Annotated in this window: 15 protein-coding genes; 1 reads left to right on the forward strand and 14 read right to left on the reverse strand. The window is 34.0% G+C overall.

What is annotated here, in order from left to right:
• Positions 1 to 7 precede the first annotated feature (7 nt).
• The 14 genes from pstB to A3GU_RS0102795 all read right to left on the reverse strand — a co-directional run bounded on the left by pstB (position 8) and on the right by A3GU_RS0102795 (position 13,460).
• Positions 8 to 811, reverse strand: coding sequence for a phosphate ABC transporter ATP-binding protein PstB (gene pstB / locus A3GU_RS0102730; RefSeq protein WP_018366012.1), 804 nt, complete (start codon positions 809 to 811; stop codon positions 8 to 10).
• Positions 812 to 827: 16 nt separating this feature from the next.
• Positions 828 to 1,715, reverse strand: coding sequence for a phosphate ABC transporter permease PstA (gene pstA / locus A3GU_RS0102735; RefSeq protein ID WP_018366013.1), 888 nt, complete (start codon positions 1,713 to 1,715; stop codon positions 828 to 830).
• Entirely contained in the window at positions 1,705 to 2,640 is a 936-nt protein-coding gene (gene pstC, locus A3GU_RS0102740) for a phosphate ABC transporter permease subunit PstC (RefSeq protein WP_018366014.1), read from the reverse strand. Before pstC ends, pstA begins: the two co-directional genes overlap by 11 nt.
• Before the next feature lie 10 nt (positions 2,641 to 2,650).
• Positions 2,651 to 3,517: a phosphate ABC transporter substrate-binding protein PstS family protein gene (locus tag A3GU_RS0102745; RefSeq protein WP_018366015.1), complete on the reverse strand. Its 867-nt coding sequence runs from the start codon at positions 3,515 to 3,517 to the stop codon at positions 2,651 to 2,653.
• Positions 3,518 to 3,668: 151 nt separating this feature from the next.
• Positions 3,669 to 4,439, reverse strand: a complete 771-nt coding sequence (locus tag A3GU_RS0102750; RefSeq protein ID WP_018366016.1) for an inositol monophosphatase family protein — start codon at positions 4,437 to 4,439, stop codon at positions 3,669 to 3,671.
• Positions 4,429 to 4,707, reverse strand: a complete 279-nt coding sequence (locus tag A3GU_RS0102755) for a UPF0223 family protein (protein ID WP_018366017.1) — start codon at positions 4,705 to 4,707, stop codon at positions 4,429 to 4,431. Before A3GU_RS0102755 ends, A3GU_RS0102750 begins: the two co-directional genes overlap by 11 nt.
• Position 4,708: 1 nt before the next feature.
• Positions 4,709 to 5,113: a Spx/MgsR family RNA polymerase-binding regulatory protein gene (locus tag A3GU_RS0102760; RefSeq protein WP_018366018.1), complete on the reverse strand. Its 405-nt coding sequence runs from the start codon at positions 5,111 to 5,113 to the stop codon at positions 4,709 to 4,711.
• A gap of 92 nt (positions 5,114 to 5,205) precedes the next feature.
• Positions 5,206 to 6,129 (reverse strand): bifunctional riboflavin kinase/FAD synthetase, encoded by a 924-nt coding sequence (locus A3GU_RS0102765; RefSeq protein WP_018366019.1) that lies wholly within the window; start codon positions 6,127 to 6,129, stop codon positions 5,206 to 5,208.
• Between the two features lie 20 nt (positions 6,130 to 6,149).
• Positions 6,150 to 7,031 (reverse strand): tRNA pseudouridine(55) synthase TruB, encoded by an 882-nt coding sequence (gene truB, locus A3GU_RS0102770; protein ID WP_018366020.1) that lies wholly within the window; start codon positions 7,029 to 7,031, stop codon positions 6,150 to 6,152.
• Positions 7,032 to 7,134: 103 nt separating this feature from the next.
• A complete protein-coding gene (locus tag A3GU_RS0102775) occupies positions 7,135 to 8,475 on the reverse strand; it encodes a DUF2130 domain-containing protein (RefSeq protein WP_018366021.1) in 1,341 nt (446 codons plus the stop codon).
• Positions 8,476 to 8,574: 99 nt separating this feature from the next.
• A complete protein-coding gene (locus A3GU_RS0102780; RefSeq protein WP_018366022.1) occupies positions 8,575 to 9,534 on the reverse strand; it encodes an aromatic acid exporter family protein in 960 nt (319 codons plus the stop codon).
• Between the two features lie 10 nt (positions 9,535 to 9,544).
• Positions 9,545 to 10,141 carry a restriction endonuclease subunit S domain-containing protein gene (locus A3GU_RS0102785; protein WP_018366023.1) on the reverse strand — a complete coding sequence of 199 codons (597 nt, stop codon included), beginning with the start codon at positions 10,139 to 10,141 and terminating at the stop codon, positions 9,545 to 9,547.
• Between the two features lie 98 nt (positions 10,142 to 10,239).
• Complete coding sequence (locus A3GU_RS0102790) at positions 10,240 to 12,747, reverse strand: ABC transporter permease (protein ID WP_018366024.1); 2,508 nt, start codon at positions 12,745 to 12,747, stop codon at positions 10,240 to 10,242.
• Positions 12,748 to 12,758: 11 nt separating this feature from the next.
• Positions 12,759 to 13,460: an ABC transporter ATP-binding protein gene (locus tag A3GU_RS0102795; protein WP_026216419.1), complete on the reverse strand. Its 702-nt coding sequence runs from the start codon at positions 13,458 to 13,460 to the stop codon at positions 12,759 to 12,761.
• A gap of 127 nt (positions 13,461 to 13,587) precedes the next feature.
• Between A3GU_RS0102795 and A3GU_RS0102800 the strand changes: the two genes are divergently transcribed.
• Entirely contained in the window at positions 13,588 to 14,130 is a 543-nt protein-coding gene (locus A3GU_RS0102800; RefSeq protein WP_018366026.1) for a TetR/AcrR family transcriptional regulator, read from the forward strand.
• The last annotated feature ends 29 nt before the right edge of the window (positions 14,131 to 14,159 follow it).

Genomic DNA, 14,159 nt, shown 5'->3' on the forward strand with positions numbered 1-14,159 from the left:
TCCCTTTCTAGCCAAAGTGACCTGACACATAGTCATTGGTAGATTGACATTTAGCATTTTGGAAGATATTGCGTGTCTTATCATATTCGATTAAATCTCCTAAATAAAAGAAGGCTGTATAATCACTAGCACGGGCAGCTTGTTGCATGTTGTGCGTTACAATAATAATAGTATAATTCTTCTTTAATTCAAACATGGTTTCTTCCAATTGCATTGTAGCTATTGGGTCTAAAGCTGAAGCAGGTTCATCCATCAATAAAATATCTGGTTTTACTGAAATAGCCCTTGCAATACAGAGTCTTTGTTGTTGACCACCTGATAGGGTAAAGGCTGATTTGTGTAAATCATCTTTTACCTGTTCCCAGAGTGCAGCTTGTTTCAAGGATGTTTCAACTATCTCATCAAGTACAGCCTTGTCCTTAATTCCTGCTCTTTCATGGGCAAATGTTATATTACGGTAAATAGACTTAGCAAAAGGATTTGGCCTTTGAAAAACCATTCCGATATGCTTACGAATCTCATAAACATTCATATCTTTACGATTAATATCAATACCTTGATAAATGATTTCACCTGTAACTTTGGCGATATCAATAGTATCATTCATACGGTTTAGGCTCCGCAAATACGTCGATTTACCACAGCCTGACGGACCAATCAAGGCTGTTATTTTATTTTTTTCAAACTGCATATCAATCCCTTTTATGGCTTCTTTGTTACCATAATAGACATGCAAATCATTTGTAGATAAGGCAATTGATTCTTTAGGAAAGGTTTTAATATGGCGTTCATTCCAATTATATTCTGTCATAATATCTCCTATTGTATTATTTAGCCGCTGTTAACTTAGAATGAAGTTTTTTACCAATAAAGCGAGCTGATAAGTTAAAGATTAAGATAAAGATTAATAATACGGCTGCACTACCAGCTGAAACTAAAGTTCCATCTGGAATAGTTCCTTCACTGTTTACTTTCCAAATATGAACAGCTAGGGTTTCTGATTGACGGAAGATGGAAATTGGGCTTGTGACACTTAGAGGATTCCAATTTGACCAGTCTAAAGCAGGTGCTGACTGTCCAGCAGTATAAATCAAGGCTGCCGCTTCTCCAAAGATACGACCTGAAGCCAAGACAATACCTGTTACAATACTTGGCAAAGCTTCCGGAACCACCACATGAAAAACAGTTTCCCATCTAGAAAGACCTAAAGCAAGCCCTGCTTCTCTTTGTGTGTGATGAACATGTAAAAGACTATCTTCTACATTACGGGTCATCTGAGGCAAATTAAAGACTGTTAAGGCAAGTGCACCTGAAATAATAGAAAAGCCATATTGAAATTGAACAACAAAAATTAAATAACCAAACAAACCAACAACTACAGATGGCAAGGAAGATAGAATTTCAATACAAGTCCTGATAAAATTAGTTAAAGGTCCTTTTTTGGCATATTCAGCAAGATAAATCCCTGCACCTGTAGATAGTGGGATAGAAATTAATAAGGTAATTACCAATAAGAAGAAGGAATTATAAAGTTGAATCCCAATACCTCCACCAGCTTCATAAGAAGAAGAATTTGCAGTTAGAAAATGCCAACTAATATGAGGTAAACCACGAAGGAGAATAAAAAGAATTAAAGAAGCCAAAATAGCTACAATAATCCCAGCAATGGCATATAAGGTACCAGTTGCTAATTTATCTATTTTTTTAGCGTTCATAGTTTCTCTTTCTCTCTTTCGTAATTAATTTAACAAGTGAATTGAAAGCTAAGCTCATTAATAATAATACCAAGGCAAGAGACCAAAGTACATTATTTTGAACAGTTCCCATAACGGTATTTCCAATTCCCATAGTTAGAACAGATGTTAATGTCGCTGCTGGTGTGGTTAAGGATGTTGGCATTATAGCTGAATTACCAACAACCATTTGGATTGCTAAGGCTTCACCGAATGCTCTGGCCATACCAAAAATAATAGCTGTAAAAATACCAGGACGAGCAGCATTTAAGACAACTCTCCAAATGGTCTGCCAACGGGTAGCTCCCATAGCTAAACTGGCTTCACGGTAATGCCTTGGTACAGCTTTTAAGCTATCAGTTGTCATAAAAGTAACTGTTGGTAAGATCATGACAAACAAGACACAAACACCTGACAAAATACCAAAACCAGTTCCACCAAAAATCGAACGGACAAAAGGTACGATGATTTGTAGACCAATAAATCCATAAACAACAGAAGGTATCCCAACCAATAACTCAACAGCTGGTTGTAATAATTTAGCACCGTATTTAGGAGAGATTTCCGTCATAAAAACAGCTGCTCCTATGGCAAAAGGTGTTGCTATCAGAGCTGATAAAATAGTGACAAGAAATGAACCTGTAATCATAGGTAGAGCACCTAGCATTGGAAGTCCATTTTCACCTTTGACACTTGGTTGCCAGTCTTTTCCAAATAAGAAATCGAAAATATTAATCTTATTTATGAAAAAGGTAGATAGGCCTTTTTGTGCAACAAATAATAAAATCATTGCAACAATAAATACAATTAGTCCCAAACAAAGAAAAGTTAAGGTCTTACCAAATTTTTCTAAACGTGAATTTTTCGAAGGTGAAACTAATTTTTTAGCTAATTCCTGATTATTCATAATTCCCTCACTATTTTTTACTTACTTTTCCATCATGAGATTTAACAACCTTCATGTCAGTAATCGGAATATAACCCATATGCGAAACGATTTTCTTTTGCACTTCTTCTGAAGTCATATAATCTAAAAATTCTTTTGTTAAGCCATCAGCTTTTCCCTTAGTATACATGTGTTCATAAGACCAAATCGGCCAATCATTAGTAGTAACATTAGCTGGTTTGGGTTTGAAACCATTTAGTTTCAAAGATTTTACAGACTTATCTACATAAGAAAATGCTAGGTAAGAAATGGCTCCTGGTGTTTGAGAAACAATTGATTTCACCATTCCATTTGAATCTTGCTCTTGACTTTTCTTAGGATTAGTATCCCCCATAATAACTTTATCAAATGTAGCACGGGAACCAGAACTTGCAGCTCTATTGATAACAGAAATTTCTAGGTCTTGTCCACCAACTTCTTTCCAATTTGTATATTCTCCAGAAAAGATACGGCGGAGCTGATCTGTTGTTAAGTTAGAAACTTTAACTTTAGGATTGGTAATGACTGCTAAACCAGCTACGGCTACTTGATGATCTTCTAAGCTTTTAGCATTAATACCATCTTTTTCCTCAGAGAATAAATCACTGTTACCAATTTGAACGGAACCTGACTGTACTTGTGATAAGCCAGTACCAGAACCCCCGCCTTGTACATTGATGGTTTTTCCAAGATGTTCTTTACCAAATTCATCAGCAGTAGCTTCAACTAAAGGTTGTAAGGCAGTTGAGCCAACAGCAGTTATTGATTCTCCCTTTTGTATCCAGCTAGAACACGCTGTTAAAAATAGAGTGGACACTACTAATAGGCTGATTAAAAACATTTTCTTTCTTATATTCATAGTAAATTTCCTATTCATTAAAAATAAAGGAAGCTGAAAAATTCAGCTCAATCATTATAGTAACATATCTGGCAATCCTTTAAAAGAACTTTCACCTTAATTCCCTAACAAAAATCTGATTATTAACTATTAGATTAAAGTTCAAAAAGAATTACATTTCCTTGATATCTAGAATCTGTTTAAGAGTAGCTAATTCTTCTTTCGGAACTAACATCACTTTTTGTCTGCTAGTGAAATCGGGTTCTTTACCATCCATAGTTAAGATAGTGTAGCCAAGCTTTTTACCTATAATGAAAGCAGCAGCATAATCCCAAGGTTGGATATAAGAAAAGTAAGCTAAAATTTCTTGAGAAAAGACTTTCATCATGGAAATACCTGCTCCGCCATATACCCTAATCCCTAAAGTTTGACTAACTAAGTTGGCAATTCCATATTCATTGTTAGCAAACATACCAGCATTGCAAGCTATGAGACAGCGGTTGAGTTCTTTTTTAGTATAATTCCCTAATTTTTTGTGGTTAAGATAAACGTCAAAAGAACCTCCTCCGGAAAGAAGAAGATCATTCATGACATCATAAATAAGACCAAATTGGCCACAACCGTCCTCATAATAGGCTATCATAATAGCAAAGTTATTTCCTTGAACAATAAAATTAACAGTTCCGTCAATGGGGTCTAGGACCCATACAGCTCCCTTGTCAATAGGATGTCTTACATTGTTTTCCTCAGCTAATATATTATCTGTTGGAAAATGATCTTTTATCCTTTTAATAAGAAAATCCTGAGCTTCTTGATCAACATTTGTGACCAGATCATCATAGTTGCTTTTAACTTCAATGTCTAAACTATCATTCATTTTTTCTTTGATAAAGTGGGCTACTTCTTTTATAAGAGATTTAGCAAACGAAAATTTATTTTCCAAGTGAAAAACATCCTTTCTCAACTTCTTTTGCTTTCTTAACTGCTTGATAGGTTGAATAACCACTGCTCTTTTGAAATTCCCGATCAATTTGTTTTTCTTGTGATTTACTCGGAACAATCTTTTTAAATGTTTGATAAGCATCTAATAATTTAGATGCTTCTACCTTGTTTTCATAGGCTAATTCAACTTGATTCAAAAAATGAAGCACTGATCCTATTTCGTCAGTGCTCCAATTTATGTCAAGAGGATAATGGTAATTACCTGACATATCATCCCTCAATTTCTGCTTTAATAGTGGCTTGACGTAGCTCTTGCTTTCGATAATCTCTAGGTAAGAATGCTCTAATTTCATCTTCATTAAAGCCAATCTGCATTCTTTTAGTGTCCATAATAATAGGACGACGTAAAAGACTGGGATTTTTAGCTATCAAGTCAATTAGATCAGAAATAGAAAGTTCCTCAACATCAATATTTAATTTTTGAAAAACTTTAGATCGTGTTGAGATAATATCTTCAGTTCCATTTTCTGTAAATGCCAAGATAGACAACAACTCGTCGCGATTAAGGGGACTAGTGATAATATTATGCTCTTGAAAATTCACTTCGTGTTTTACAAGCCATGCTCTCGCCTTTCGGCAACTAGTACAACTTGGTGATAAAAATAAGGTAACCATACTTTTCCTCTGTCATTTTTCTTACCTTATTATACAAAAATTTAATAGAATTGGCTATCTTTTTTCGAACTAAAGCCTGATAAAATAATAATTTATCTTTCTGCTTTCCAATGGATAGCCTTTTCTTTATCCTTGTTTAACTGTTCTATCAAACCTTCAATTCCTTCAAATTTTGTCATGTCTCTAATCTTATCAAGCCAAATAATTTCAATTGATTCACCATAAATCTGACTTTCAAAATTAAAAATATTAGCTTCTAGTCTCAACTCTGTTCCTCCAAAAGTAACATTTTTACCAATACTTGTCATGGAACGATACCTTTTTCCATTAACAATAACATCAGCTACATACACTCCATCAGCTGGTAGATAGGTTCTATCAATGGGGGCCAAATTAGCAGTGGGAAAGCCAAGAGTTCTACCACGCGCATCACCATGTACCACCATTCCTCTTGTGGAAAACTCATAACCTAAAAGCTTATTAACCTTGGCTACCTCACCTTCTTTTATCAGATTTCTAATCCAGGTCGAGGAAATTTTTTTACCTTCATAGTTTTTTTCTTCAATAGTATAAACCTTACCATCAAAATTGCGCTGCAAATAATCCGAGTCCGTCCTATTATGACCAAACTTGTAGTCAAAGCCAACAACAATATACTTAGCTTTTAGTGCCCCGATATAATTTTTGATAAAATCATCTGAAGATACCATAGAAAAATTGGAGGTGAAATCAATAAGATAGAGTGAGTCAACCCCATATTCAGCAAATTTTTCATAACGCTTTTGGGGATAACTTATGTGCAATAATAAATCGGGTCTAAATTTAGAAAAAGCCAATTGAGGTGTTTCGTTAAAAGTAAGACTTGTAATATTCAAGGATTCTTTAGTAGCAAGCTCTTTTGCTTTATCAAATAAGGCCTTATGTCCTTTATGAAGACCATCAAAATAGCCTAAAACTAATATGGTGGGCTCTTCTTCCTTAATCTCCTTATAGGAATTAATGTGTTTTATTTCCATTGTTTTATTGCTCCAATTACTTATATTAGCACTTTCTTAGGCTTATATCCGTCTTCTCGTTTTTCTAAAATAGCCACCAGCTCTGCTTGATTAAAAACAGCTACCAGAGGGTCTTGACAAGCTAGACTAATTTTGCGACCAAAAGAAATCTCTCGTTTGTCATCTTGATTAATCTCTACTTGAGGCAAATCAGACACGCCTAAAGCTAATGGCAATAAGAAGGAATGGTCACCATCTTCCACCATGTCTTTAATTTGACTTAAAGTAAAGGCCTGGTCAATAGTCAATCCTGCTGAAGCAGTTCTCTTCAAGGCAGACATATGACTTGCTAAGCCGAGTTTTCCCCCTAAATCAACAGCTAATGTGCGAACATAGGTGCCCTTGCTACAGGCTACCTTGAAATCAAATCGACATAGGCCTTCCTTGAATTCAAGTGGACTAGTCCTAACAAATTCAGCAATTCTTACCTGCCTAATAGGTCTTTCTACTTCTTGGCCAAGTCTAGCATACTCATACAACTTTTTTCCATTAACCTTAATAGCAGAGAACATAGGAGGAATCTGTTCAATATCTCCTAGAAAGCTAGCTATACACTCATCAATTTCTTTTTCTGTTAATGTAGTTGCTACAGGCGTTTTTTTCACTACTTCTCCACTAGCATCTTCAGTAGTTGTAGAGTAGCCCAAGGTTACTTGCCCTTCATAGACCTTACCTGCTTCTGTCATAAATTCAATGACCCTAGTTGCCTTACCAACAGCAATAGGGAGAACCCCCACTACATCTGGGTCTAAAGTTCCACCATGACCAATCTTTTTTTCATTTAAAATACGACGAAGCTTAAAAACAACGTCATGAGATGTCATTCCTGCTTCTTTTTTGACATTAATAATTCCTTGATACATATTATTCTTTCATTTCACTTAAATTTTGACCTTTTCAATTATAACTGTTTTGAAAGTAAAAAGACAAGAGAAAAAACTCCTAAGGGAGTTTTAAAGCTGGAAATCATTTATGATTTATATTTTCAAATTTTTCTCGCATGGTTGGGTTATTGCGGGTTAATTTTTTAACAGAAACATCTTCTAACTTATTATTAGCCTTGTTAAGGTGATTCGAACTGAGGCGAAGAGCTTCTTTGACTCTTTCCATCTGCTTAATGGACTCATCAATACGTTTGATGGCTTCATCAAACTGACTGCTAGCATTATTATAGTGTTTGGCAAAAACTGTTTTAAAAGCATCTAGGTCTTCTTCAAAATGAGTAATGTCAATATTTTGTTCCCTGACCAAGGCTAGGTCTTGTTTATATTTCAAGCTATTAAGAGCTGCATTTCTTAGAATACCAATCAATTGAATAAAGAGCTGTGGCCTGACGACATACATTTTTTCATATTCATGACTGACATCTACAATTCCTGTATTATAATAATCACTATCAGCTTCTAGCATACTTACCAAAACAGCATACTCACATTTTTTCTCCCTACGATCCTTATCTAGTTCTTTAAAAAAATCTTTATTTTTATGCTTAGTTTTAGTTGTATCAGCCTCATTTTTCATTTCAAACATTATCGAAATAATTTCTAGGCCATTTTCATCCAACTCCCTATAAATATAGTCACCTTTTGATCCTCGATTTGAAAGGGTATTATCCTTGGTAAATTCTGCATTAGGAAAAGCATAGCTTCTAACCTTGTTAAACTCAGTTTCAGCATATAGTTCCAAACTTTCTCCAATAGCTTTGGTGGACTGCTGCGCTTTGAAATTCTTATAAAACTCCACCTGTTCGTTAGCTGCTTTCAACTGTGACTGAAAGTCACTTTGTAAAGAAGCCAAGGATAAGGCTTGTTCTTTTTCATTAAGCACAAGCTGATTTTTCAAATCATCTCGCTCTTTTTCAAGATTTGTCAAAAGAGAATGAACCTTTGCCTGGTTTTCCAATTCCATCTTTTCTAATTTATTTTTCAACTCTATGACTTCTCTATCTTTTTGGCTTAATTTATCACTTAGTTCTAGGGCATTTTGAGAAGCTAGGTTTTGTAATTCAGCCTCCAAAGAAGTAATTTCTTGATTCTTTTTGGCAAGCTCTTCTTGGTTTAAATAGTGATATTCTTTCTCTTTTTGTTCTAGTAGATGCTTCAATTGATTAATATGACTATCTTTTTGCCCTAATTGTTCTTGAAGGTCATTTTTGGCTTTTTCTTTTAGAATAGCAACTTGATTTTCTAGCCTTTCACCAACTTCTTTTTCAAATTCTTCCCCACGAACCTGCGCCAATAAATGGCTATAGTCAGATTCGTCTATGGTAAAAATAGTTTTACAGTTTGGGCATTTTATTTCTTTCATGGTTCTCCATTCTAATGCTTGATTTCCTATGACCTAGTATACCAAAAAAGATTAGACTTCTCTTTTAAGAACTGGCTAATCTTTTGAAGTTAACTTGGGTTAAGGTAAATCATGGTATTCTTGATAAAATTCGGTTTTTTCTCTAATGAAATTTTCTAAGTCTTGAAGAAGTTGGAATAACTGGGCGCGATTTTCAAACTCTAATCTTGTCTTTGGAAGTTCTCTTTGACGATAAGTTTGAAGTAAGCTTGCAATGTCATCAAGCAAGGTAACAGCTGGATTTTTTTCACTTAACTGACTAGCAGTTTCATGGATAAAATGAGCTAATAGTACACTTTCTCGATTCTTCTCCTTGATATTTTGGCTAATTTTAACAATCTGTTTGAGAAGTCTAACTTGATTACGACGCATTTCAAAGTAATGAACCTGGTAATTGGTTTGTTGGAAGACCTGATTATCACTTTCTCGATAAACCATTTTCAGGGCTTGTTCTAACTCAAATTCCAGCTCTTGAACCAAAACTTCTATTACGGAGTCTTTTTCGGCTAATAAAGAAGCCTCTAATTGAAAAAGAATTTCTTTTAATCTTTTTTCAATATCTTTTTGATAGGTTTTTATTTGCCCACTGTTAGATGTCATATAGGTATTTAAAAGTAAAGCAAATCCAGTTCCAATAACAAATATTAAGGCTTCATTTAATAAAACAGAAGGATTGAGAGATTTTAAGGTTAGGAGATGACTTACTAAGACAGTTATAGGAACTAAGCCAGATTCTATCTTTAAATAATAGAGTAAGGGAATAGTGATGACAAGATAGAGAGTAAAAGCAAATAGTCCAAAACCAAAAACTAAAAAGATGCTATAGGCAAGCATAAAGGATAAAATAAAAGAAATAAGGCGATCCCGTGCTATTTTTAGACTATATTGTCTCGTATCAAGTAAGCTTAGAAGGGCAATAATCCCAGCAGAAGTTGAAAATTTTAAGTTAAGTAGGTCAGCCACTATAATAGCTAAACAAGTGGCCAAAACCATTTTTACAGTTCTTTCAAAGAGTTTCATCTTACTTTCCTTAATTTAAGCTTTTTTCAATTTCTTTTTGAATGTGTTGCCACTCCTGCTGGGCTCTTTTTATTTTTCGGTGATAGTCACTTAAACCTCTCAAATAGTGATTAATCAAGTAATCTTGTTTGACAAGTGGAATCAAGGGTATTGGAATGTCAAGTAACTCCTTGGTAGATAAATTAATGACATCCTTACCATGATCGGCCCTATCCAGTAAGGTGTGCCCAATTGGGGAGTCTAGGAAAAATTTAATATAATAGCTCCGCAATTTTTCAGTTGGACGCAAAACAGTGATATTGGACGAAGCAACAATATCTCTATTTTGCTTATGAAAAACACAAACTTTTTTCACCGTTCCTTTTGAAGCAATTAATAGATCTCCTTCTTCTAAAAAATATCTCAATAATTGTCTTTTATCTAACTGAAAAGTTCTTAATTTGTCATAGGCTATACCATCTGGACTCATATCTGAAAGATTAATGAGACCAAATTCTCCTTCTGCTAGCTTTGCAGAAACAGCTTTACCTTTAAAACATTCAACAGCTTCTCCTAGTAAAATTTTGGGTTTACTATTATTAAAATAGTCTTCTAGCTTTTCTTCCATGTTAGTATCTTTCTATTATCTTATAGTATCAAAATACTAACACTTTTAAAAAGGAATTTCAAGTTTTAAAAGTGTTAAAAACACCTCAATTCCAACTTTTAATCAAGGGACTTTAAAGCCTCTAACATATTTAATTTTCTCATTCTAAAGTCTACTAGGATTCCTAATAGGAAAAGAAGCCCTGTAATAGAGATTAGGGGAATGAGATAAACATAGCTATCCAATTGGGTGCCAAAGTTTATCCTATCTGAGCTGATTATCTTCATAATATAAGTATGAAGATAACGCCCACCTATGATGCCAACAATTATTCCAATAAAAGAAAGAATAATTGTTTCTCGGTAAATATACAGGGTCACCTCAGTATTGTAAAAACCCAGAACTTTTACTGTTGATAGTTCTCTAACCCTTTCTGCTATATTGATACTTGTTAAATTGTAAAGAATCACCATTCCTAGTAAGATAGATAGTATGATTAAAAGTGCCATAACATTCTTTAAGGATGCAATTACTGACTCTACAGACTGAATAGTCTGAGAATTTTGATGTAGAGCTTCTACAGAAGATAAAGCTAAGAGCTTGTGAGACACCTGACTGATATGATTACTATTAGCATTTTGCAAATTAATAAAATATGCAAGACTATAATCTATCGAAGCAAAATACTTAGAATAATAAGTATCTGACATAAGCATATAATGGCCAACATTCATTTGAACTATCTTTTTTACAGTAACTTTTAAGCTATGATTTTGGTCATCATGAATAGTGAGTTTTTGACCTTCTTTTACCTTATAAAGATTGGCAAATTTTTCAGACAGGACTATTCCATCTTTAGGAATAGTTACTTTTTTACTGGTTTTACTATCTTTCAAATTAATGAAATCATCTAGATTACCTTTATCTGTCGCGATGACATTAACTAAAATGTTATGCTTTTGACCTTTTTTAACTATATTAAGGTTAGAAAAATGAACTTTTTGTAATTGCTTAACTTCTTTTGAAGCAAAAAATTGACTTAACTTTTGATCCCTATTAGGAGTATCTTTACTAATCAATAAAATATGATAAGGTGTCAACACTGAAAACTGATGATCAACTACTTTTGATAAGGAAGACTGAATGCCCAAGCCGGAAAATAAAAGTGCCACTGAACCTGCAACTCCTATTATGGTCATAAACATCCGTCGTTTATATCTAAAAATATTTCTAAGGGTTATCTTATAGGTGAAACTTAATTTTTTCCAGAAAAAGGAAAAATGTTCTAAAAATATCCTTGAGCCCTTACTAGGTGGCTTAGGAAGTAATAGTTGGGCTGGTTTTTGAAATAATTCTTTTCTGACTACTAAATAGGCAGGTAAGAGAGCTGAAATCATCGCTAAGGCATAGGCTAATAAAGCATAGGTCCAATAAAAATAAAAGGAGATATTGCCTATAACAAGGGGATCGGTGACAATCTTAGCAATTAAAGAGGATAAGAAATAAGTTCCGCCTAAAATTCCCAAAGTCGTTCCTAAAAAGCTTGCCATAAATCCATACATAATAAATTTAAAAAAGATGTCTTTTCTGCTATAACCAAGTGCTAAAAATAATCCAGAATTGATTCTCTCTTCATCGACAAAACGTGTCATAGTTGTAAAAGTAACTAAAGCAGCAACTAAATAAAGCAAAACAGGAAAGATATTGCCTACTCTTGAAATAGAGTTTGAGGATGTCTGATAGGCTTCATAACCCTCTCCTCCTGGTAGGCTAGATTTATTATAGACGGTATAGGTAGGCTTAGGAAGATGCTTAAGTTCTTCTTTTTGTTTAGGGCTAAGTAGATGGTCTTCTGAGCCTAACATCTTGTTTTGAGCCTCAGCTTTTAGTTCTTCTTTCCTAGCTGGGCCATTATCAACTAATATATTTTCTATCTGTCTTTCTTTGTCAGAAAGCTTATCAGAATAGGTTTTAGAAAAAGGTTTTAGCTCTTTTAAATCTCTAAAAGTGAGTCTTACGATATTACCTTGTATATTAAAGGCAGACTTATTTAAGAAACCATAAACATCTAAGTTTCCATCACCTGCTTGAGAACTTCCTAGATTTTTCTTGGACCAAATTTCTGATGAATTAAGGTAACCTACTACTTTAAATGCTTGGAACTTCAATAAGCCCTGATTTTTAGTTTTTAACTGAATAAGAGAACCTATTGGATAATTCTTTTGAAACCAGCTTGCAATAGCTATCTCATTATCTTGATTAGGCAGCTTCCCTTTAATTAAGGTAGGTTTTGATATCTTATCTGTAAGTGATAATATCCGAATAGATTGTTTTTTTCCAACAATATCTGCATCTAGGAGATGGCCAAGTTCCATCTGACTAGCTGGTAACTCTGTTTTTAATTCTGACAGGGCTGTATCTGAAAAACCACTTGAAGCAATAATGCTTAGTTCCATCACTCGATGTTTGTTAATATAATGGCTAGCTGATCTCTCAAGATCTGGTCCGGTCACTTTTAATCCAACAAGAGCAAAGGAGCCTATAAACATCAATAAAAACAAAGAAATAAAACGACCACTTGAAGATTTGATAGACCTGAGAATATCTTTCCAAAATGTTTTTTTCATTTTTAGCTCCCTTAATATTCAATGTCATCTATAGCTTGTGGCTTAGCATTAGTAAGAACCTTTGTTACCTTGGCATCATGCATATAGATAACCCTGTCAGCTATAGGGGCTAGGGCTGTATTGTGAGTAACAATAACCACTGTAGCCTGTCGATTGCGAATCATTTCCTGTAATAACTTTAGAATTTGTTTCCCTGTTTGATAGTCTAAGGCACCTGTAGGCTCATCACAAAGCAAGAGTTTGGGTTTTTTAGCAATAGCTCTTGCAATAGAAACTCTCTGTTGCTCGCCTCCTGATAGCTGTCCAGGAAAATGATCAATACGATTTTCTAAGCCAACTTCTTTTAAAATTTGAAGGGGTTCTAAAGCATCTTCTACAAGTTCTACGGCCAATTCAACATTTTCTTTAGCTGTTAAGTTGGGAACTAAATTATAAAATTGGAATACAAAACCGATTGCATTTCTACGATATTGGGTTAGTTCTTTAGCAGTATAACTTGAAATATCTTTTCCATCAACGATAACACTACCTTGATCATTTGTATCCATTCCTCCAAGAATATTTAAAACAGTTGATTTCCCAGCTCCAGATGCACCTAAAATAACCACTAATTCCCCTTGATTTATTTCAAAAGATACTTTATCATTGGCTACAATTTCACTGTCACCCATCTTATAATGCTTGGAAGAAGATCTCATTTCTATATATGCCAAAGCTACTCTCCTTTATATCAACTATATCAACAGAATGTTGATTTTATTCTACTTATATTATATAATGTGCCCATACAGGCAACAAGAACAAAAAATAAAACTTTGTTCATTTAAGGAGGCTTAGCTTATGAATAAAAGACATACAGAAACAAAGTATTATCTTACACTAGCTTTAGTATCTCTACTTTCAGAAAAAGACTTTGAAGCTATTACCATTTCAGATTTGGCTAAGCGAGCTGGCATTAATAGAGGGACCTTTTATCTTCATTATAAGGATAAGTATCAAATGATTGATCAAATCAAAGAAGAAAGTTTAGAACACATCTTTAAAATACTTGATCAACAAGCAATCTATACTGATACAAGGGCTCTTCTTATTGCTGTTTTAACCCTCTTTCAAGGCAATTTTTCCTTTGTTCAGGCACTTTCTAAATCTTCTTATGTTAATTTCAAACAGACCCTAAAAGATTTTATCTTCCGCGTGCTCTTAAGCATTAAAGATTATCAAACTATTGTCAGTAAACAATATGGAATTCCTTATGAATATGCCCTAGAAGTCTATCTCTCAAGCATTGAAAGTATTATCAGTTACTGGGTTGCAAATGGAGGAAAAGAATCACCAGAGCAATTGAGTGATATTATATTAAAAACAGTTTCAGTGGAAAAATAAAATGTCAGTTCAATTAAGGACTGACTTTT

Source organism: Streptococcus didelphis DSM 15616, assembly GCF_000380005.1.
Lineage (GTDB): Bacteria > Bacillota > Bacilli > Lactobacillales > Streptococcaceae > Streptococcus > Streptococcus didelphis.